Genomic DNA, 20,288 nt, shown 5'->3' on the forward strand with positions numbered 1-20,288 from the left:
ACGCGCGCGACGACTTGACGCTACACCCCGATTTGTCGATACCGAAAGGGAATGGGGAATAAGAAGTCCAATGAACGACGTGATCGAACCGGTTTCCGCAACGCTTGCCGAGCGGGCGAAGCTTGTACTCGGTAAACGTAATCTCGTCTTCATCGGCCTGATGGGCGCCGGCAAATCGGCAATCGGTCGTTTGACGGCTCAGGCGCTTGGCATTCCCTTCGTCGATTCCGACCATGAGATCGAGCGCGTCTCGCGCATGACGATCAGCGATCTCTTTGCCCGCTATGGCGAAGACGAGTTCCGGGCGCTTGAAACGCGGGTGCTGAAGCGGCTCTTGCGCAGCGGTCCGCGCGTGGTCTCGACCGGCGGCGGCGCCTATATCAACGAGCGCTCGCGCCGCCAGATCAAGAAGGGTGGCCTGACGGTCTGGCTGAACGCCGAGCTCGACGTGCTCTGGGAGCGGGTCAACAAGCGCGACACCCGGCCGCTGCTGAAGACCGAGAACCCGAAGCAGACGCTCGAAAACCTGATGAATGCGCGTTACCCGATCTACGCCGAAGCGGACCTGACGGTGCTGTCGCGCGATGTGAAGAAAGAGACGATGGTCGAGGATGTCCTCACCGCCGTCATCGAGTACCAGGACAAGAAGACCCATGAATAGCCATGCGATGCCTGCAGCCGAACGCAAGGTCCGTGTCGACCTCGGTGACCGTTCTTACGACATCCTGATCGGTCCCGGGCTGATTGCGGCGGCCGGTGAGGAAATCGCCGCCCGCCTCAAGGGGCGCAAGATGGCCGTCATCACCGATGAGAACGTCGCGCCGCGCTACCTTGAGCCGCTCATGGCGAGCCTTGGGGAGTGCGACATCGACGCCGTGTCGCTGGTGCTTCCCGCCGGCGAAAAGACCAAGAGCTTCGAACATCTGATTCCGGTCTGCGAAACGGTGCTTGGCGCCCGGATCGAGCGCAACGATGCGGTGATCGCGCTTGGTGGTGGCGTCATCGGTGACCTCACCGGCTTTGCCGCCGGCATCGTGCGCCGCGGCTCGCGCTTCATCCAGATACCGACCTCGCTCTTGGCGCAGGTGGATTCCTCCGTCGGCGGCAAGACCGGCATCAATTCGCCGCACGGCAAGAACCTGATCGGTGTCTTCCACCAGCCGGATCTGGTGCTGGCGGACACCGACGTGCTCGACACCTTGAGCGAGCGCGAATTCCGCGCCGGTTATGCCGAGGTCGCGAAATACGGGCTGATCGACAAGCCGGACTTCTTTGCCTGGCTCGAAAACAACTGGCAGGCGGTCTTTGCGGGGGGTAGCGCCCGCATTGAGGCGATCGCAGTCAGCTGCCAGGCCAAGGCGGACGTCGTGGCGGCGGACGAACGCGAAAATGGCCTGCGCGCGCTGCTCAATCTCGGCCACACCTTCGGCCATGCACTGGAGGCGGCGACCGAATACGACAGCGCCCGGCTGGTGCACGGTGAGGGCGTTTCGATCGGCATGGTGCTGGCGCATCAGTTCTCGACGCGCATGAACCTTGCGAGCGCCGACGATGCAACCCGTGTCGAGGCGCATCTGAGGGCCGTCGGCCTGCCGACGCGCATGTCGGAAATTCCCGGTACACTGCCTCCGGCAGAACGGCTGATGGACGCGATTGCCCAGGACAAGAAGGTCAAGGGCGGCAAGCTCACCTTCATCCTGACGAAGGGTATTGGCCAGTCCTTCGTCGCTGATGACGTCCCATCCTCCGAGGTTCTGAGCTTCCTGAGGGAAAAGCACCCGCAATGACCGGCGAAGCCTTCATTGCCTTTCTGGCGGAGTACTGGCTGTCGATCCTGTCAGTCTTCTGCCTCCTTGTGCTTTCGGGCTTCTTTTCGGGTTCGGAGACGGCGCTGACCGCCGCGTCGCGCTCGCGTATGCATACGCTGGAAAACAACGGCGAAGAGCGCGCCGGCATCGTCAACCGGCTGATCGAGCGTCGCGACCGGCTGATCGGCGCGCTGCTAATCGGCAACAATCTCGTCAACATTCTTGCCTCGTCACTGACGACGAGCCTACTGATCGGTCTCTTCGGCGACAGCGGTGTGGCGATCGCCACACTCGCCATGACCGTGCTGCTCGTCATCTTCTCGGAAGTACTGCCGAAGAGCTGGGCGATTGCCTCGCCGGATCGTTTCGCGATTGCCGTGGCACCGCTCGTCCGTCTCTTCGTCGCCGTCGTCGGCCCGGTTTCGAGCCTCGTCAACGGCATCGTCCGGCGCCTGCTCAACATCTTCGGCATCAACCTGGCCTCCGACATGTCTATGCTGTCGGCGCATGAGGAACTGCGCGGCGCCGTGGACCTGCTGCACCGCGAGGGCTCGGTGATCAAGGCCGACCGCGATCGACTCGGCGGCGTGCTCGATCTTGGCGAGCTTGAAATCTCCGACATCATGATCCACCGCACCAGCATGCGGGCGATCAATGCCGACGAGCCGCCGGAAACCTGCGTCCGCGATATTCTCGAAAGCCCGTTCACGCGGCTGCCGCTCTGGCGCGGGTCGACCGACAACATCATCGGCGTCGTGCATTCCAAGGATTTGCTGAGAGCGCTGGCCGAACCCAATGTCGAGCCGGAAAACCTCGATATCGTCAAGATCGCGCAGAAGCCCTGGTTCGTGCCGGACACGACCAACCTCAAGGATCAACTCAACGCGTTCCTGCGTCGCAAGCTGCATCTGGCGATCGTCGTCGACGAGTATGGTCAGGTTCAGGGTCTGGTGACGCTGGAGGACATTCTGGAGGAAATCGTCGGCGATATCGCCGATGAGCACGACCTCGACATTCAGGGCGTGCGCCAGGAAGCCGATGGCTCGATCGTCGTCGATGGCTCGGTGCCGATCCGCGATCTCAACCGCGCGCTCGACTGGTCGCTGCCGGACGAGGAGGCGACGACGGTGGCCGGTCTGGTCATCCACGAGTCCAAGAGCATTCCGGAGGAGCGCCAGGCCTTCACCTTCCACGGCAAACGCTTCATCGTGATGAAGCGGGTGAAGAACCGCATTACCAAGCTGCGCATCCGTCCGGCGGAAGAGGGTGCTCCGCCTGCGTGATGGCCGCGATTGCCTCTACCAGCGGGTCGGCTCGCCGGGGGCTGCCGGCTCGACGGCGAGCGCATGCAGGCCGGCGTCGAGTTCTGGCTTCAGGAGATCATTGATGGCGCGGTGGCGGGCGACGCGGCTCATGCCGGCAAAGGCGCTAGAAACGATACGCACGCGCATGTGGGACTCGCCGGTACCATCGAACCCCGGCTGATGGCCGGCATGCTGATGGCTCTCGTTGATGACCTCGAGCCGTTCAGGGTGGAAGGCCTCGATCAGCTTCTTTTCGATGGTCTCGGTGAGCGACATTCTTCCGTCCCATTTTGCTGTTTGCTTGGCGCCCCCTCGCAGTTAAGAACCCGGTAATCGCTGGCACGGCGGCGCAAAATGCCCGCACAAAGCCAGCAACATTCCGCTTTGTCAATTCTTGTTGTGACTCCCGCCAAACCCCATAATGAGCGCCATGAGACTCGATTCAAAATACTTCGATCGCATTCGAACCCGGCGCAAGGTCGAGCCGCAGGCAGAGCCGGCGGCTCCCGTCTGTCAGTGGGACGGCTGCGATCAGAAGGGTGTGCACCGGGCGCCCGTCGGTCGCAACGCCGAGGGGCAGTACTTCATGTTCTGCTTCGAGCACGTGAAGGAATACAACAAGGGCTACAACTTCTTCTCCGGCCTCTCCGACAGCGAGGTCGCCCGCTACCAGAAGGAAGCGATCACCGGTCATCGGCCCACCTGGACCGTCGGCGTCAACAAGAACGCCAAGAACGGCCCGACCCAGTCGCAGACGCGGTCTGGCTCTGCCGGCGCCCAGGCCCGCATGCGCGATCCCTTCGGCTTTGTCAGCGAGGCACGGGCGCGATCCGGTCGTCCCGAGCCACGTCAGCGCAAGCTGAAGACGCTCGAGGCGAAGGCCTTCGAAACGCTTGGTCTCGGAGCCTCGGCGACCACTGCCGACATCAAGGCGGCATACAAGGACCTCGTCAAGAAGCATCACCCCGATGCCAATGGCGGAGATAGAGGATCGGAAGAGCGTTTTCGCGCGGTTATTCAGGCCTACCAATTGTTAAAACAGGCTGGTTTCTGCTAACAACCCGGATTAATACAGAAGCACTTTTGCAGGCGAATGCGCGGGTGCCGTCCGGTGGCCGCTCTGGAGACATGATGAGCAAGATTGACCTCGACATTTCCAACCTCCCCGACACCACGATTTCCGTCCGGGAGGTTTTCGGCATTGATACGGATTTGCGCGTTCCTGCCTATTCGAAGGGCGACGCCTATGTCCCGGATCTGGATCCGGACTACCTCTTCGACCGCGAAACGACGCTCGCCATTCTCGCAGGCTTCGCCCACAACCGACGCGTGATGGTGTCGGGCTATCACGGCACCGGCAAGTCCACCCATATCGAGCAGGTCGCCGCGCGCCTCAACTGGCCGTGCGTGCGCGTCAACCTCGATAGCCATGTCAGCCGTATCGACCTCGTCGGCAAGGACGCGATCGTCGTCAAGGACGGCCTGCAGGTCACCGAATTCAAGGACGGCATCCTGCCCTGGGCCTACCAGCACAATGTCGCGCTCGTCTTCGACGAATACGATGCCGGCCGCCCGGACGTCATGTTCGTCATCCAGCGCGTGCTGGAATCCTCCGGCCGCCTGACGCTGCTCGACCAGAGCCGTGTCATCCGTCCGCACCCGGCCTTCCGCCTGTTTGCGACCGCCAACACCGTCGGCCTCGGCGACACGACCGGCCTCTATCACGGCACGCAGCAGATCAACCAGGCGCAGATGGACCGCTGGTCGATCGTCACCACGCTGAACTACCTGCCGCACGACAAGGAAGTCGACATCGTCGCCGCCAAGGTCAAGGGCTTCACTGCCGACAAGGGCCGCGAGACCGTCTCCAAGATGGTACGTGTCGCCGACCTCACGCGCGCTGCTTTCATCAATGGCGATCTCTCGACCGTCATGAGCCCGCGTACGGTCATCACCTGGGCCGAGAACGCCCACATCTTCGGCGACATCGCTTTCGCCTTCCGCGTGACCTTCCTCAACAAGTGCGACGAGCTTGAGCGGGCGCTGGTCGCCGAGCACTACCAGCGCGCCTTCGGCATCGAGCTGAAGGAAAGCGCTGCCAACATCGTGCTCGAAGCCACCGCCTGATCCCACGGCCTGCCGTCCCCTTTGGGAGGGCGGGTCATGACGCTGTGGCAAACCGGATGACGCCCCACTGGGGCGCCGTCGCCTCTGGCTGAAGAAGGAACTGTCGTGAGCTCGAATTCGAAGGCAAAGCCAACCACGCGCGAGAATGCTGCGGAACCGTTCAAGCGGGCGCTTTCCGGCTGCATCCGATCGATCGCGGGCGATGCCGAGGTGGAAGTCGCCTTCGCCAACGAGCGGCCGGGCATGACCGGCGAACGCATCCGTCTGCCGGAACTTTCCAAGCGCCCGACCCTGCAGGAACTTGCCGTGACCCGCGGGCTCGGTGACAGCATGGCGCTGCGCAAGGCCTGTCACGATGCGCGGATCCACGCGACCATGTCGCCGCAAGGGGCGGACGCCCGCGCGATCTTCGATGCGGTGGAGCAGGCTCGTGTCGAGGCGATCGGGTCGTTGCGCATGGCGGGTGTCGCCAAGAACCTCAACGTCATGCTCGAAGAGAAATACGCCAAGGCGAATTTCGCAACCATCGAGCGCCAGGCGGACGCGCCGCTCGGCGAGGCCGTAGCGCTGCTGGTGCGCGAGAAGCTGACGGGCCAGAAGCCGCCGGCGTCTGCCGGCAAGGTGCTCGACCTCTGGCGCGAGTTCATCGAGGGCAAGGCTGCCGGCGACATTGAGCACCTGTCGTCGACGATCAACAACCAGCAGGCCTTTGCCCGGGTCGTTCGCGACATGCTGACCTCGATGGAAGTCGCCGAGAAATACGGTGACGACGACAACGAGCCGGACGAGCAGGAAAGCGAGACCGACGAAGACCAGCCGCGCAGCCAGGAGCAGGACGAGAACGCCAGCGACGAGGAAGCCGGCGACGATGCCGCACCCGCCGACGAGAACCAGGCTGCCGAAGAGCAGATGGAAGAAGGCGAGATGGACGGCGCGGAGATCTCCGACGACGATCTCCAGGACGAAGGCGACGAGGACAGCGAAACGCCCGGCGAGGTCAAGCGTCCGAACCAGCCCTTCGCCGACTTCAACGAGAAGGTCGACTACGCCGTCTTCACCCGCGAGTTCGACGAGACCATCGCCTCGGAAGAGCTTTGCGACGAGGCCGAGCTCGACCGGCTGCGCGCCTTCCTCGACAAGCAGCTTGCCCATCTTCAAGGCGCGGTCGGCCGGCTTGCCAATCGGCTGCAGCGCCGCCTGATGGCGCAGCAGAACCGCTCCTGGGAGTTCGATCTCGAAGAGGGCTATCTCGACTCGGCGCGACTTCAGCGCATCATCATCGATCCGATGCAGCCGCTCTCCTTCAAGCGCGAAAAGGACACCAACTTCCGCGATACCGTCGTGACGCTGCTGATCGACAATTCCGGCTCGATGCGAGGCCGTCCGATCACGGTTGCGGCCACCTGCGCCGATATCCTGGCGCGCACGCTCGAGCGCTGCGGCGTCAAGGTCGAGATCCTCGGTTTTACCACCAAGGCGTGGAAGGGTGGGCAGTCACGCGAGAAGTGGCTGGCCGGCGGCAAGCCACAGGCCCCGGGTCGCCTCAACGACCTGCGACACATCGTCTACAAGTCTGCCGACGCTCCGTGGCGCCGCGCACGACGCAATCTGGGCCTGATGATGCGGGAAGGCCTGCTCAAGGAAAACATCGACGGCGAGGCGTTGATTTGGGCGCATGAGCGGCTGATGGCGCGGCGCGAACAGCGGCGCATCCTGATGATGATTTCGGACGGCGCGCCGGTCGACGACTCGACGCTGTCGGTCAATCCAGGAAACTATCTGGAGCGTCACCTGCGCGCGGTCATCGAGCAGATCGAAACGCGCTCGCCGGTGGAACTGCTGGCGATCGGTATCGGCCACGACGTGACGCGCTACTATCGCCGTGCCGTCACCATCGTCGATGCCGATGAGCTTGCCGGCGCGATGACCGAACAGCTGGCCGCACTCTTCGAGGACGAAAGCCAGCGCCGCGGTTCTTCGCGTCTTCGCCGCGCCGGGTGATGCGTCCCCCTTGGGGGCGGTGGAACATCGCCTCCGAGCTGCCAATCGGCACCTGCACGCATCGCTGGCGGCCGAAGTCAATTTACGGACATAGTTTTACAGTCTACCAAGCTACCATGCGTGGCGGGCTCACTGTGAGCGCACGCCGCGTCATTCCCGATGCCCCCCCTGAAGGTACTTCTCTTGATGCTTGGCCGCGGTCTCCTAGCCCTTTTCCTCCTGGCTTCGGCCTGCCCGGCATGGTCCGCTTCCGATAGCGAAGACCTGCCGATCCGCAGCCGCCAGATCAGTAATTTCGCTGTCGGTTCCAGCGCCACCCGGTTTGGCGCCCTGGAGTTTCTCGGCGGTCTGGAGATGACCTCGTCAAATCCGCTGTTCGGCGCGGTTTCGGCAATCCGCTTTCGTCCTGACGGCAGCTCTTTCGTCGCCGTCATGGATACCGGCCACTGGCTGGAAGGTGCGGTAACCCGCGACGAGCAGGGTCGGCTTTCCGGTATCACCAACCTGACCGCCACGCCGATGGCGGATCGTAACGGTGATGTCGGCCTGGCGAAATGGAAGGTGGATTCCGAAGGGCTTGCCCTTCGTGAAGGCCAGGCGATCGTCAGTTACGAGCAGGCCCATCGCATCGACATCTATCCGGATCCGGGTTTTGCCGGCTCTAAGCCGATCGGAAGCCTGGCATTGCCGTTTCCGATCAGCGAGCTGCGCAGCAACGCCGGCATTGAGACGATCGCGGTCTCGCCGAAGGACAGCCCCCTCGCGGGCGCCATGATCGCCATTGCCGAACGCAGCGTCGACAAGGCGGACAATCTTTTGGCCGGCATCCTCGACGGGCCACAGCGCGGCGCATTCAGCGTCGTGCGCAAGGATCCCTATGCGGCAACCGATGGCGCCTTCCTGCCGAACGGCGACCTCTTGCTGCTGGAGCGACGTTTCTCCTTCGGCTCGGGTCTCGGCATGCAGATCCGTCGGATCCCAGGTGATAAGATCAAGCGCGGCGCGGTCGTCGACGGCGAAGTCCTCTTCGAAGCGGACATGGGCTACCAGATCGACAACATGGAAGGCCTCGACGTCGTCGTGCGTCCCGACGGCGACGTGCGGGTCATCGTCGTCTCCGACGACAACCATTCGATCCTCGAGCGCAACCTGATGCTGGAGTTCCGGCTCACCACCGCGCTGACACAATAAGCCAGCCAACTCCTGAATAGTGCGATCCGCCCGATCGTGTGGAGATCCGGCCAAGCGCCGGTGAAGGATCGAGCCGTCTCGCTGGGCGCGGCTGCGCAGAGGCCCGAACAAGCCCGTCCGATGCTTGACGGTGTCCCGGCAAATGCCTATTGGCCGATTGTCCGTTGAAGGAGATTTATGCGCAGAGGCTGAAAATTTACCCGCATTCGCGGTTGTTCAAGGCGCCGAACAGGCGTCCCTCTTGACGCATATCTATTGAACGGAAAAACCATGAAAAAAATGGATGTGATGATCCGCGCCTATCGGGCTGCGGATTTGGAAGAACTGTCGGCCATCTGGTTCGAGGCCTCGATAACGGCGCACGCATTTGTCGGCGAGGCGCGGTTGCGTGAACAGCGCCTGTTGATCGAGACCGTCTATCTGCCGAACGCGGAGACTTGGGTCGCCATCCGGGGCGGCGAACCGGCCGGGTTCGTCAGCTTGCTCGACGATTTCATCGGCGGGCTCTTCGTCTCGCCGCGACACCAGGGTGCCGGCATCGGCCGCTTGTTGGTTTCGCATGCCCTGCAGCTGAAGGGGCAGCTCCGCTTGGAGGTCTACACCGCCAATTCGCAGGCCTATGCCTTCTACGAGAACCTCGGCTTTGAAGAACAGTCCCGGCGGTCGGAAGACGACGAAGGGCTGCCATTCGAAAACGCTCAGATGCTTTTGAAGCAGGGCTAGAAGGTGAGGCGCGGGGAAGGGCGGCTGCCACCTCTTCCCCGTGCCTTGCAATCGACGCCCGGTCGCCGCTTCGGCGCGGGCCGAGGCGGGCCGGCAGGCGGCCCTTAGGCCGCCTGCTTTTCCGCAGCGGGCATGGGCTTCACGATGCTCATCAGCGCGCCATAGGGGAGCAGCATGACGAGGCCGCAGAGGATCTTCACGCTCAAGTCACCGACCGCCCAGGAGATCCAGCGCGGTGCTTCAGCCGCAAGTACGCCGAGGAGCGGTGCGGTTTCCAGCGCAAAGCTGTCGTTCGGGCCGAAGAACACGAAGAACGGTGCGAACGCAAAGGAGAAGAACATTGCGGTATCGAGCGCCGAGCCGATCAGCGAGCCTGCGAGCGGCGCATGCCACCAGCTCTGACGGCGGAGCCGGTTGAACACCGATATGTCCAGGAGTTGACCGAACAGGAAGGCCGAGCCCGACGCGATAGCGATGCGCGGCGTGGCGGCGACGATGGAGAGCAGAATGGCGACGATGAAGCCTGCGACTACCACGCGACGCGCGATGCGCGGCCCGAACTGGCGGTTGGTAAGGTCGGTCACCAGGAAGGCGAAGGGATAGCTGAAGGCGCCCCAGGTGAGGAGATCGCCGAGCTGCATACCGGCAATCGAGCCCGGTAGCGGAAACTGAACGAGGATGTTCGAGGCGACGACCACGAGGGTCATCAGCGCGACATAGACGAAGAAAGTGCGGTTGATCAGCATTTTTTTATCCTGGGGTATGCCACCAGCTAGAGGGATGAAAGCAGGGTAGTGCACCCGGCCGATGAAGGCAAAAGCGCGTATCGGTTAAGAAACGTGCGCACGAGAAAAAGGCTTGCCGGATGAACCCGCAAGCCTTTTAAACGCGTGTCAAAGACGGTGCGCTGGCGCCGATTAGGCGGCTTCAGCAACCTTCTTGACGATCTGGCGACGCAGCAGGCGAGCGCGCATGCTCAGCTCGTTCTCGTCCGACTTCAGCAGGAAGGCGTCGAGGCCGCCACGGTGTTCAACCGAGCGGAGAGCAGCTGCGGAAACGCGCAGGCGGTAGCGCTGGCCGAGAGCATCGGAAATCAGCGTGACGTTGCACAGGTTCGGAAGGAACCGGCGCTTGGTCTTGTTGTTGGCGTGGCTTACATTGTTGCCCGACTGGACGCCCTTGCCGGTCAATTCGCAACTACGGGACATGGTACACCTATTCTCTTTATCGCCGCCGGACAATGCGGTAGCGGGCCCAGAGCCCAGGCCGCGTTCCTAGGCCATTATTGGAAAGTCGCGGTTCTATAGTCAGAGACGGCCCGCCCGTCAAGCCAAACCTCTTGCATTCTCGGAAAACCGCGGTTTTTCCCGGCCGATCTGCCCATGCGAAGCGCTGTCCGGGCAACAATAATGGTGCGCGAGACCCATTCCAAGCGGTTTTGCTATGCGCTATTTCTTGACCGAGGACGCACGACGGTTTGGTTCCGTGATTGGACCGACCGCGTAGCCGGCGACAGCGAAATGGCGCAGAAAAGCCGTAAACACCCTGCATTTCAGGGTATTGCGGCGATGTTCAAGTGATGGATTCCTAAAGGCATGAAGTTGCGAAATGGCTTTCGCGGGGCAATGCTGCTTTCGGCGGTCTTGTTTTCCACAGCATCATCGGCCGCCGATGCCGAGCATCTGACGGATTACAGCATCTCGCTGTCCGGTCTGCCGGTGGCGCGCGCCTCATTCCACACAGAGGTTCAGAAGAATCGCTACACGATATCGGGGACGCTGAAATCGGCGGGCCTGCTCGATATCCTCAGCCGCACGTCGGGCCAGACACAGGTTTCCGGCGTTGTCGACAAGGATTACCTGCGCGCGTCGCAATATTCGATGTCCTATCGCAGTGGCTCGAAGAGCCGGGCGATCAGCGTTACCTACCGCAACGGCAATGTCGTGCATGCGAGCATGACGCCGAAGCGCACGCCCTTGCCGAAGAATTGGGTGCCGGTCACCTCGCGTGACATGCGCAACGTTCTCGATCCGCTTTCGGGGCTGATCATTCCGGCGCAAGCGCGCGTCTGCCCCAACACCCTGCCGATTTTCGACGGCGAGTCGCGGCTCGACATCAAGCTTTCGCCGAAGGGCACCAGGCCTTTCAAGACGAAGGGCTTCGAAGGCGAGGTGATCGTCTGCGGCATCCGCTTCGTGCCGAAGGCCGGCTACAAGAAGGGCCGCGAGGACGTCGAATATCTGCGGCGACTGCAGACGATGGAAATCTGGTTCGCCAAGGCTGAGACCATGAATGTCTATGCCCCCGTCTATGTCCGCATCCCCACCAAGCTCGGGCCGGTCACGGTCTCGGCGACGCGATTTGGTGGTTGACGCGCGATCGCGTGCAACTAAAAGGTTAAATACCAGCAAGCACCGTGATTTTGACGGCGCAGGTTTCCGTTGAGAGAAATCGCGCCCGGGGACGACTATGAAACTCAAGGCAACTCTGATCGGTTTTTCGGCCATCCTGATGTGGTCGCTGCTCGCGCTGTTCACGGCGGCATCGGGCAAGATGCCGCCGTTCCAGCTTTCGGCAATCTGTTTCCTGATCGGCAGCCTGCCCGGCCTTGCGGTGCTTGTGGCAAAACCGGAGCGCCTGGCGTTGCTCAAGCAGCCGGCGAAGGTCTGGATTACGGGCATTGCCGGCCTTTTCGGCTATCACTTCCTCTACTTCACGGCGCTGCGCAATGCGCCGGCGGTGGAGGCCGGGCTGATCGCCTATCTCTGGCCGCTCTTGATCGTTGTCGGTTCGGCACTGCTGCCGGGGGAGCGGCTGCGCTGGTATCACATCGCCGGCGCGCTTGCGGGCCTCGTCGGCACGATCCTGATCGTCGCGCGCAACGGCGTCGCCTTCGACGATGCCTATCTCATCGGCTATGGCGCGGCCTTCCTCTGCGCCTTTACCTGGTCGGGTTATTCGCTGATCACACGCCGCTTCGAGGCGGTTTCGACCGATGTGGTCACCGGCTTCTGCCTTGCCACCTCGATCCTGTCCTTCGTCTGCCATCTCGCGCTCGAAACGACGGTCTGGCCGGCGACGACCTTCGAGTGGCTGGCGGTCGCGGGCCTCGGCCTCTTGCCGGTGGGGGCGGCCTTCTATGCCTGGGACTTCGGGGTGAAGAACGGCGACATCCAGCTTCTCGGCGTTTCGAGCTATGCAGCACCGGTGCTCTCGACGCTGATCCTGATCCTCTTCGGCTTTGCAGAGCCATCCTGGCGCATAGCGCTTGCCTGCCTGTTCGTCACCGGCGGGGCGGTGCTCGCCGCCCAGGATCTGATTTTGCGCAAGGATGCCGCGGCCACCCAGCCGGCGGAGTAGTCCGAAAGATCGCTATCGGGTCGGCGGCTGCCAGTCGGGGGCTGCCATCTCGAAGGCGGCAAAATCGAAGGCTGGCGCGACCGTGCAGCCGACCAGCGTCCAATCGCCGAGCGAGGCAGCCGACTGCCACCAGTTGGCCGGTACTACGCCCTGCGGCCGCTCACCGTCCCGGATGTCGGGCCCAAGCCGCAACGTCTCGGCGGGCTTGCCGTCCTCGGCAATGCTGAGTTCGAGCGGCGCGCCGGCGTGGTAGTGCCAGATCTCGACGGCGTCGCGGACGCGGTGCCAGTGCGAACGGTCGCCACGCTCAAGCAGATAATAGATCGCCGTCGAATGGCCCCGCGGGCCGCCGGCCGTGTCACGGAAGGTTTCGATGTACCAGCCGCCCTCCGGATGGCGTGTGAGGCCGAGCGCCTCGATGACCTCTTCCGCCGTCTGTGCTTCAGCCATCAGAAGTTATCCTTCCGCTTGCGGATTTCCGCAAAGACCGCGGCATCGTCGGCATCTCGCAGGCCGAGATGGGCGCGAATGCCGGGATCGGCGGCGCGCAGGAACGGGTTCGTACGCTTCTCCAGGCCGATTGTCGTCGGCGCGGTGAAGCCGCCGTCGCAGCGGATTTCCTCGATCTCGGCAGCGCGTGCCTTGAGTTCGGCATTGTCGGGATCGACGGTGACCGCGAAGCGGGCATTGGAGAGCGTGTATTCGTGGCCGAAATAGACGGTCGTGTCGTCCGGCAAGGCCATCAGCCGGCTGAGAGACTGCCACATGGTCGCCGGCGTCCCCTCGAACAGACGGCCGCAGCCGAGCGCAAAAAGCGTGTCGGCGGCAAAGAGCAGCTTGTCCTGTGGAAAATGGAAGCAGATATGGCCGGCGGTATGGCCGGGTGTTTCGATCACCTCGACGTTGCGGCCCGCAAACTCGAAGCGTTCGCCATGACGCACCGTCTTGTCGAGGCCCGGAATTTTCGCGGCCTCGTTGAACGGACCGATGATGATGGCGCCGAAGCGGGCTTTCAACGCGTCATTGGCTGCGACGTGGTCGCCATGATGGTGCGTCGTGAGAATATGGGTGAGCGTCCAGCCGCGGCGTTCCAGCGCCTCCAGGATTGGCGCCTCCTCGGGCGCGTCGATCGAGGCGGTCAGGCCGCTTTCGGGGTCGTGGATCAGCACGCCGAAATTGTCGGTGCGGCAGAGGAAAAGATCGAGTTCGAGCGCGGCCATGGCAGGTCCTCCGGTCAGGAGAGGGGAGATGCTGCCGAATGTAGCGAGCCTTACCTTGAAGTCTACCGCTTCGAAGCTAACATGTTGCGAATGCATACCGATATTGTCGACCTTCGCGAATTCTATCACTCCGAGCTTGGCCGGATGGCGGAGCAATCCGTCACCATGGCGCTTTCGTCCGTCTGGGCGCGGCTGCCGGACGAGCGGCTGGTCGGCCTCGGCTATGCCGTTCCCTATCTCGAGCGGTTCCGCAAGGACACGGAGCGCACCTTCGCCTTCATGCCTGCGGGCCAGGGCGCGGTGAACTGGCCGGTTGCCGAGCTTTCCTCGACGGCGCTGGTGTTCGACGAGGAATTGCCGCTGCCGGACGCATCGATCGACCGGGTGCTGATGGTGCATTCGCTGGAATTTGCCGAAAGTCCGCGCGAGACGATGAAGGAGATCTGGCGGGTGCTGGCGCCGGGCGGCCGGCTCGTGATCGTCGTGCCCAATCGGCGCGGCGTCTGGGCACGCATGGAGCATACGCCCTTCGGCTCCGGCCGACCCTATTCGCGCGGACAGTTGACGGCGCTGTTGCGCGAAACCAACTTCACGCCGGGGGCTACGGCCGACGCGCTGTTCTTCCCGCCGTCGAAGCTCCGGGCGATCCTGCGGCTGCGCCGAGGCTTTGAGCGGCTCGGCCGCTGGCTCTGGCCAGTGTTCTCAGGTGTCATCGTCGTCGAGGCGCAGAAGCGGCTTTACCAGGGGCTGCCGGTCGCAGCGCGCGCGTCCCGCCGTGTCTTCGTGCCGGTGCTGGCGCCGCAGGGCGTGCCGAGCACACGCGAACGGCCACGCCTCACCCGATAAGGCGCTGCGTACAGGCGGCGGACCCTCGACAAAAGCCGCTTGCGCCGGTAATGGCTTGACCTCTTTTCCTGCCTATAGCGCCCCGCGCCTTCCAAGGCGCGACAAAGGTCGCTGTGGCATTTTGATGGCCATAGAAAGCTGACCCGATGAGCCTTGCTTCGAAGAGCCCTGAGCCGCGTCCCGGCATCCTTGACATTGCCGCCTATGTGCCGGGCAAGGAGCATGCGCCGGGTGTCGCCAAGGTGCATAAGCTCTCGTCGAACGAGACGCCGCTCGGTGCCAGCCCGAAGGCGATAGAAGCCTTCCAGGCGATGGCCTTCAATCTGGAGCGCTATCCGGACGGCCAGGCGCGGGTACTGCGGGAGGCGATCGGGGCCGTTCACGGGCTCAATCCGGCAAACATCATGTGCGGCAACGGCTCGGACGAATTGCTCGGGCTGCTGTGCCACACCTATCTCGGCCCCGGCGACGAAGGCATCATCACCGAGCACGGTTTCCTGGTCTACAAGATCCAGATCCTGGCGGCCGGTGCGACGCCCGTGACCGTCGAGGAAAAAGATGCACGCGTCGATGTGGACGCCATCCTTTCCGCGGTCACCGAGCGGACCAAAATGGTCTTTCTCGCCAATCCCGCCAATCCGACCGGCACCTATATCCCGGTCGACGAAGTCCGCCGGCTGCATGCGGGCCTGCCCGAGGGCGTGCTCCTGGTGCTCGACGCCGCCTATGCCGAGTATGTGCGCCGCAACGACTATGCCGCCGGTCTTGAGCTCGTCTCGGCCAGCCGCAACGTGGTAATGACCCGCACCTTCTCGAAGATCTATGGTCTTGCCGGCCTGCGCATCGGCTGGATGTATGCGCCGCCGGAGGTGATCGACGCTGTCGATCGCGTCCGTGGCCCTTTCAACCTCAGCGCGCCTTCCATTGCGGCGGGGGCTGCGGCGATCCGCGACCAGGCTTTCGTGGCAACCGCGGTCGATCACAACCTCACCTGGCTTGCCCGCGTTGCCGAAGCGCTCGAGGCGATCGGGCTCCGCATCACGCCGTCGGTCACGAATTTCGTGCTGATCCATTTCCCCGACGAGGCCGGCAAGCGGGCGGAGGAGGCCGATGAGTTCCTGACCCGCCGCGGCTATATCCTCAGGGCAGTCCGCAGCTACGGCTTCCCGAATGCCTTGCGCATGACCATCGGCTCCGCGGAAGCCAACGAGGGCGTCATCGCGGCGCTGACCGAATTCATGGGACGGAAATAATGGCTCAGCAGTTTGAAACGATCGCCCTCATCGGCATTGGTCTGATCGGCTCGTCGATCGCGCGCGAAATCCGCGAGAAGCAGCTCGCCGGCACGCTCGTGGTCTCCACGCGCAGCGAGGCGACGCTGAAGCGGACGCAGGAACTCGGGCTCGGCGATCGCTATACGCTGTCTGCGGCGGATGCCGTTCGCGACGCGGATCTCGTCATCGTCTCGGTACCGGTCGGCGCGTCCGGCGCTGTTGCCGCCGAGATCTCAGCCCATCTGAAGCCAGGCGCCATCGTCACCGACGTTGGTTCGACCAAGGGTTCGGTGATCGCACAGATGGCGCCGCACTTGCCCGAGAACGTGCATTTCGTGCCGGGGCATCCGATTGCCGGTACCGAGCATTCCGGCCCGGATGCCGGCTTCGTCGGCCTCTTCCGCGGCCGCTGGTGCATCCTGACGCCGCCCCCTGGCGCGGATGAGGAAGCGGTGGCGCGGCTGCGGCTTTTCTGGGAAACGCTCGGCTCGATGGTCGAGGAGATGGACGCCGAACACCACGACAAGGTGCTGGCAATCGTTTCGCACCTGCCGCACATCATTGCCTACAACATCGTCGGCACGGCTGACGATCTCGAGACCGTTACCGAATCCGAAGTCATCAAATATTCGGCTTCGGGCTTCCGCGACTTCACGCGTCTGGCGGCATCCGACCCGACCATGTGGCGCGACGTCTGCCTGCACAACAAGGATGCGATCCTGGAGATGCTGGCGCGGTTTTCGGAAGATCTCGCCTACCTCCAGCGGGCGATCCGCTGGGGCGACGGCGACAAGCTGTTCGATCTCTTTACCCGCACCCGGGCCATTCGCCGCTCGATCATTCAGGCCGGCCAGGACACGGCGATGCCGGACTTCGGTCGCCATGCCATGGATCAGAAATAGCCTGAGCAGATCAAGGAAGACCGTGGAGCGGTCTTCCTTCCTATGAGGCGTATGATCGTAGCCTAGAGGGTCGGCAGGACGCCGATCGGGATGAAGGCGAGGAATGCCGTGCCGTCGCGCACGTTGAGCTTCACGGTCGCCTCGTTCTTGCCGTTGGCGAGAGCCTTCAGCATGTTGGCGGTGTTGTCGACGAGGTTGGCATCATCCGGGATCAGGGTGACCAGATTGGCGCGCCAGGCCTCGATATTGGTCATCGTCAGCGAGAACTCGCCAGAAATCAGTCCCTGATCATTGACCGAGAACGGCCCGGAAAGCTTGGCGTTCATGCCTGAGCCGAGGTCGAGGGTGAGCTGTCGCAGCTCGCCCTTGCTGCCGCGAAACATCTCAGGCGTCGGCGGGGTTGTCATCCATCCGGCCCGGTCGGTGAAGGTCAGGTCGGCGGCGACGGTCGCCGGCGGTGCGAGGCTCGGGCCTTCCTCGGGCCGAACGTCCAGTTTGTCGACGCTCAAGGCGGCGTCGAGATCCGCGCCGTTCTGGCGCAGGTGCAATTCGCCGTGGCTGGCGCCGAAGCCAAATCCGTCGCCTTCAAGCGGCAATCGCAACCGGCCCGTCAGGTTGTCGTAGGTTAGCGACGTGCGGTCAACGCCGGACAGGGTCGCGCGCACGCTCGCATGCAGCAACGTCCAGTCGGCGAAGATGTTGAGGCCGGGGGAAGCCCGGATCTCGGCCGGGCCGTCAAGCTCGATCACCGCATGGCCCGGCTGGTAGACCTGGGCAGCGGTCCTCAGCGCTCCGAACGAGGCCGAGGTGCCGTTGCGGGTGTCGTCCAGATGGACCTTGTCGCAGAAGAGGCCGATGCGGAACGGGAAGCCGCGCACGTCCATGTTGGTGCATTCGCCGCCGAGGCCGGCCGCCTGTCCTTCAGCGAGGCGGGTCGCAAGCCGCTTCTCGATCTGGTCGGCGGCGAGAAACCAGCCGGCCGAATAAACGCCGGTGACAAGCACGATGCCTGCCAGGAGCCAGCGGAATTTCCGGCTGACCGGCGATGGGTTGGAGACTGCGGTGGCCGACATGGGCGGGGGTACCTCACTCAAAACAGGATGGAGGCTGCCTTTCGGGTGGCGCCATCGATCCGCAAAACTATTCTTTCCTTCGGCCGCAGGAGGACGACCTTGTCTCTTTCGTGCCGGGATGCTGTGCCGTAGAAACCGAAAATGGCTCACCGTCCCACGCGACCGATCGTGATTCGGCAGTGAGAACAGCAGCGCGGGTTGAATGACAGTGGATATGGACGAATTTTGGGTCTTTGGCTACGGCTCGCTGATGTGGAACCCGGGCTTTGCCTTCGAGGAGAAGCTCACGGCACGTGCCTTCGGTTTTCGCCGCTCACTCTGCGTGCATTCCTGGGTTCACCGTGGCACCGAACAGCGGCCGGGGCTGGTGCTTGGGCTCGACCGCGGCGGCTCCTGCATCGGGACGGCGTTTCGCGTCCAGCGCGGACAGCAGGCGGATGTCGTCGACTATCTGCGCGAGCGTGAACTGGTGACCCACGTCTACAAGGAACGCACCATGCCGGTGCTGCTTGCCGACGGCCGCCGCGTTCCGGCGCTCGCCTACGTCATCGACCGCGCCCACGTCCAGTATGCGGGCTCGCTGACCACCACGGAGGCGGCCGGCATCGTTGCGGTTTCGACGGGAAAATCCGGGCCGAACAGCGAATACGTGTTCAACACGCTCGCCCATCTCAAGGAGATGGGCATCCGCGATCACTGGCTGGAAGAGGTGGTCGGATTGCTGCGGCAGGCGCCGCGTTCAGCCCGGGCCTGAAGGTTCAGGCCCGGCCTTCTGCCTTCAGTTCCTTCAGCCGCTGCTCGGCGGTCGGCGGCAGCGGCAGGTGCGGATTGGCCTTCACGGTTTCGACGAGCAACTCGTCGCTCGCCCTCTCGGTTACCTCGACGAGCTTCGCCAGGAAAGCGTCCGGGTCCATGCCGGCCTCGATGGGCGGCAGGATGCGAACCTTGAAGTGGCCGGGAAAGCGCAGGAACTTGCGGCGCGGCCAGAAGAGGCCGGGATGCATGGCGACCGGCACCACCGGCACGCTGAGGTCGCGGTAGAGGCGGGCGATGCCGTATTTGTATTCCGGCGGAGCGCCCGGCGGGCGACGCGTGCCTTCCGGGTAGATGATGAGCTCGCGGCCGGTTGCCATTTCCTGCTTGGTGCGGTCCATCACGCCGGTCATCGCCTTGCCGCGCGCCGCGCGATTTACCGGAACCATGCGTTGCTTGAGCACATACCAGCCGAAGAGCGGGATCCAGGTGAGCTCGCGCTTCAGGATATAAAAGGGATCGCTGAGCCAGGGGAGCAGCGCATAGGCATCCCAGAAGGACTGGTGCTTGGGAGCGAAGATATAGGGAACCTCGGGGATATTCTCCAAGCCTTCGATCTCGAAGGTCGTGCCGACCATCTTTTCCATGAGCCAGTGGTTGCTGCGCACCCAGTTCTTCGGCACGAACCACGCCTTCTTGCGCGGCAGCAGGAAGTAGATCGGGGTCAGCACGATCATCTGCACGATCAGGTTGGCGTAGAACACCATGTTGAAAAGGATCGAACGCAAGACGATCATCAGGCACGCTCTCGTAGGCGAGGTCTCAAGGGGACCGGCGTCTTTGAGCCGGTTGATCGCTGCCTACACGATTAAGTGCTGAAGGAAAACTGCTCTGTTTCACTTTGCAGCGGCGAAGGCTGTTCCTGCCGGCCCTTATTCTTCGGCGGGCGTCGCGCGCGATGCGTCGGTGCGCAGGCCGCTGGTCGGGCGGGCGCCGGCGAAGTCGCGTATCGAAGCCACCGTATACTTGCCGAATTCCAGAAGGATCGACTTCAGCACCATCGGATTGCGCAGCCAGTTTGTGGTCTTCAGATCGGAGTTGACGACCGGGTAGGGGATGAACTCCGTTTCCGGCCGGGCGCGGCGCAGTTCCAGGAGGCTGCGCGGCATGTGATAGTTGTTGGTGACGACGAGCACGCTCGCATAGCCGCGATCATGGATCCATTGCGCCGCTTCCGTGGCATTTCCGATGGTATCGATCGCCTCATGGCCGATGTCTACGCAGCACTTGAAAAGGTCGGCCGAGCTCTGGGTGTTGCGGCGGATCTGGCTGCCTGTGGTCGCCGGGTGAACCCCGGAGATCAGCAGGCGCTTGCCGGCGCCACCCTTCAGAAGATCGACCGCCTGGTCGATGCGCTGGAAACCGCCGGTCAGGACCACGATCGCGTCGGCCTTCGGATGACCCGGCGGCTGCAGGGAGGCGACCGTGTCGGCAAAGTTCAGGAAGGCGGCGATCAGGATTGCCAGCGGCAGGAGCAGGACGAAGAAGGTTCGGCGGAGGATTTTGCGCAGGAGACTGCGGGACCGCCGGCGATCGTCGGCTTGCCCGTGCCATTTATCTCCTCCGGCCATTCCGTTCCCGCGTAGCTCTCGCGCCATCATGATTCTCTTCACATAGCCGCAGATTGCGGCAAGGAATAGATCGAG

General features: G+C 63.3%; 23 protein-coding genes. 15 read left to right on the plus strand and 8 right to left on the minus strand.

The window, feature by feature from the left end; translation table 11 throughout:
• The first annotated feature begins 70 nt into the window (after positions 1 to 70).
• Genes OVA00_RS22700 through OVA00_RS22710 form a run of 3 tightly spaced genes read left to right on the plus strand, consistent with a single transcriptional unit; the run spans position 71 to position 3,091 of the window.
• The gene (locus OVA00_RS22700; RefSeq protein ID WP_034806536.1) at positions 71 to 661 is read left to right on the plus strand and encodes a shikimate kinase; all 591 of its coding nucleotides are present in this window, start codon (positions 71 to 73) and stop codon (positions 659 to 661) included.
• Positions 654 to 1,787, plus strand: coding sequence for a 3-dehydroquinate synthase (gene aroB / locus OVA00_RS22705; RefSeq protein ID WP_034806539.1), 1,134 nt, complete (start codon positions 654 to 656; stop codon positions 1,785 to 1,787). The genes OVA00_RS22700 and aroB overlap by 8 nt, the downstream gene beginning before the upstream one ends.
• Positions 1,784 to 3,091: an HlyC/CorC family transporter gene (locus tag OVA00_RS22710; protein ID WP_034806542.1), complete on the plus strand. Its 1,308-nt coding sequence runs from the start codon at positions 1,784 to 1,786 to the stop codon at positions 3,089 to 3,091. The genes aroB and OVA00_RS22710 overlap by 4 nt, the downstream gene beginning before the upstream one ends.
• A gap of 15 nt (positions 3,092 to 3,106) precedes the next feature.
• Here OVA00_RS22710 and OVA00_RS22715 read toward each other — a convergent pair whose 3' ends face one another.
• Positions 3,107 to 3,388, minus strand: coding sequence for a BolA family protein (locus tag OVA00_RS22715; protein ID WP_060518522.1), 282 nt, complete (start codon positions 3,386 to 3,388; stop codon positions 3,107 to 3,109).
• Positions 3,389 to 3,533: 145 nt separating this feature from the next.
• Here OVA00_RS22715 and OVA00_RS22720 point away from each other — a divergent pair, with 145 nt between their 5' ends.
• From OVA00_RS22720 to OVA00_RS22740, 5 genes are all read left to right on the plus strand, one after another.
• Positions 3,534 to 4,169 carry a J domain-containing protein gene (locus tag OVA00_RS22720; protein WP_034806549.1) on the plus strand — a complete coding sequence of 212 codons (636 nt, stop codon included), beginning with the start codon at positions 3,534 to 3,536 and terminating at the stop codon, positions 4,167 to 4,169.
• A gap of 74 nt (positions 4,170 to 4,243) precedes the next feature.
• Complete coding sequence (gene cobS / locus OVA00_RS22725; RefSeq protein ID WP_034806552.1) at positions 4,244 to 5,239, plus strand: cobaltochelatase subunit CobS; 996 nt, start codon at positions 4,244 to 4,246, stop codon at positions 5,237 to 5,239.
• A gap of 105 nt (positions 5,240 to 5,344) precedes the next feature.
• Positions 5,345 to 7,240: a cobaltochelatase subunit CobT gene (gene cobT / locus OVA00_RS22730; RefSeq protein ID WP_034806554.1), complete on the plus strand. Its 1,896-nt coding sequence runs from the start codon at positions 5,345 to 5,347 to the stop codon at positions 7,238 to 7,240.
• A 186-nt stretch (positions 7,241 to 7,426) separates the two neighbouring features.
• On the plus strand, positions 7,427 to 8,431 hold the full coding sequence (locus tag OVA00_RS22735) for an esterase-like activity of phytase family protein (RefSeq protein WP_268090358.1): 1,005 nt from the start codon (positions 7,427 to 7,429) through the stop codon (positions 8,429 to 8,431).
• Between the two features lie 270 nt (positions 8,432 to 8,701).
• Positions 8,702 to 9,154 (plus strand): GNAT family N-acetyltransferase, encoded by a 453-nt coding sequence (locus OVA00_RS22740; RefSeq protein WP_192438854.1) that lies wholly within the window; start codon positions 8,702 to 8,704, stop codon positions 9,152 to 9,154.
• A gap of 104 nt (positions 9,155 to 9,258) precedes the next feature.
• Here OVA00_RS22740 and OVA00_RS22745 read toward each other — a convergent pair whose 3' ends face one another.
• Both OVA00_RS22745 and rpmB read right to left on the minus strand, forming a co-directional pair.
• On the minus strand, positions 9,259 to 9,900 hold the full coding sequence (locus OVA00_RS22745; RefSeq protein WP_034806565.1) for a VUT family protein: 642 nt from the start codon (positions 9,898 to 9,900) through the stop codon (positions 9,259 to 9,261).
• 171 nt (positions 9,901 to 10,071) lie between these two features.
• Positions 10,072 to 10,362, minus strand: coding sequence for a 50S ribosomal protein L28 (rpmB, locus tag OVA00_RS22750; RefSeq protein WP_034806568.1), 291 nt, complete (start codon positions 10,360 to 10,362; stop codon positions 10,072 to 10,074).
• Positions 10,363 to 10,563: 201 nt separating this feature from the next.
• Here rpmB and OVA00_RS22755 point away from each other — a divergent pair, with 201 nt between their 5' ends.
• The 3 genes from OVA00_RS22755 (at position 10,564) to yddG (ending at position 12,514) form a co-directional block, all read left to right on the plus strand.
• Positions 10,564 to 10,734, plus strand: a complete 171-nt coding sequence (locus OVA00_RS22755; protein ID WP_162733057.1) for a hypothetical protein — start codon at positions 10,564 to 10,566, stop codon at positions 10,732 to 10,734.
• A gap of 15 nt (positions 10,735 to 10,749) precedes the next feature.
• Entirely contained in the window at positions 10,750 to 11,526 is a 777-nt protein-coding gene (locus tag OVA00_RS22760; protein ID WP_034806574.1) for a DUF3108 domain-containing protein, read from the plus strand.
• A 97-nt stretch (positions 11,527 to 11,623) separates the two neighbouring features.
• Entirely contained in the window at positions 11,624 to 12,514 is an 891-nt protein-coding gene (gene yddG / locus OVA00_RS22765) for an aromatic amino acid exporter YddG (RefSeq protein ID WP_089044491.1), read from the plus strand.
• A gap of 12 nt (positions 12,515 to 12,526) precedes the next feature.
• Here yddG and OVA00_RS22770 read toward each other — a convergent pair whose 3' ends face one another.
• Together OVA00_RS22770 and gloB are read right to left on the minus strand one after the other, a co-directional pair.
• Entirely contained in the window at positions 12,527 to 12,964 is a 438-nt protein-coding gene (locus OVA00_RS22770; protein ID WP_060518510.1) for a cupin domain-containing protein, read from the minus strand.
• Positions 12,964 to 13,734 carry a hydroxyacylglutathione hydrolase gene (gene gloB / locus OVA00_RS22775; protein WP_034806583.1) on the minus strand — a complete coding sequence of 257 codons (771 nt, stop codon included), beginning with the start codon at positions 13,732 to 13,734 and terminating at the stop codon, positions 12,964 to 12,966. Before gloB ends, OVA00_RS22770 begins: the two co-directional genes overlap by 1 nt.
• Before the next feature lie 81 nt (positions 13,735 to 13,815).
• Here gloB and OVA00_RS22780 point away from each other — a divergent pair, with 81 nt between their 5' ends.
• From OVA00_RS22780 to OVA00_RS22790, 3 genes are all read left to right on the plus strand, one after another.
• Complete coding sequence (locus tag OVA00_RS22780) at positions 13,816 to 14,580, plus strand: class I SAM-dependent methyltransferase (RefSeq protein WP_089044490.1); 765 nt, start codon at positions 13,816 to 13,818, stop codon at positions 14,578 to 14,580.
• Positions 14,581 to 14,726: 146 nt separating this feature from the next.
• Positions 14,727 to 15,833, plus strand: coding sequence for a histidinol-phosphate transaminase (gene hisC, locus OVA00_RS22785; protein ID WP_113506093.1), 1,107 nt, complete (start codon positions 14,727 to 14,729; stop codon positions 15,831 to 15,833).
• On the plus strand, positions 15,833 to 16,756 hold the full coding sequence (locus tag OVA00_RS22790; protein WP_034806590.1) for a prephenate/arogenate dehydrogenase family protein: 924 nt from the start codon (positions 15,833 to 15,835) through the stop codon (positions 16,754 to 16,756). Before hisC ends, OVA00_RS22790 begins: the two co-directional genes overlap by 1 nt.
• A gap of 62 nt (positions 16,757 to 16,818) precedes the next feature.
• Here OVA00_RS22790 and OVA00_RS22795 read toward each other — a convergent pair whose 3' ends face one another.
• Positions 16,819 to 17,829, minus strand: a complete 1,011-nt coding sequence (locus OVA00_RS22795; protein ID WP_034806594.1) for a DUF2125 domain-containing protein — start codon at positions 17,827 to 17,829, stop codon at positions 16,819 to 16,821.
• 202 nt (positions 17,830 to 18,031) lie between these two features.
• Here OVA00_RS22795 and OVA00_RS22800 point away from each other — a divergent pair, with 202 nt between their 5' ends.
• Positions 18,032 to 18,583, plus strand: coding sequence for a gamma-glutamylcyclotransferase (locus OVA00_RS22800; protein ID WP_060518502.1), 552 nt, complete (start codon positions 18,032 to 18,034; stop codon positions 18,581 to 18,583).
• Positions 18,584 to 18,587: 4 nt separating this feature from the next.
• Here the strand turns inward: OVA00_RS22800 and OVA00_RS22805 are convergent, their stop codons facing one another.
• Positions 18,588 to 19,379, minus strand: a complete 792-nt coding sequence (locus OVA00_RS22805; protein WP_060605800.1) for a lysophospholipid acyltransferase family protein — start codon at positions 19,377 to 19,379, stop codon at positions 18,588 to 18,590.
• A 135-nt stretch (positions 19,380 to 19,514) separates the two neighbouring features.
• On the minus strand, positions 19,515 to 20,213 hold the full coding sequence (locus OVA00_RS22810) for a YdcF family protein (RefSeq protein ID WP_060528852.1): 699 nt from the start codon (positions 20,211 to 20,213) through the stop codon (positions 19,515 to 19,517).
• Positions 20,214 to 20,288: the final 75 nt, after the last annotated feature.

The sequence above is a fragment of the Ensifer sp. SL37 genome (assembly GCF_026672675.1).
GTDB classification, from domain to species: domain Bacteria; phylum Pseudomonadota; class Alphaproteobacteria; order Rhizobiales; family Rhizobiaceae; genus Ensifer; species Ensifer adhaerens.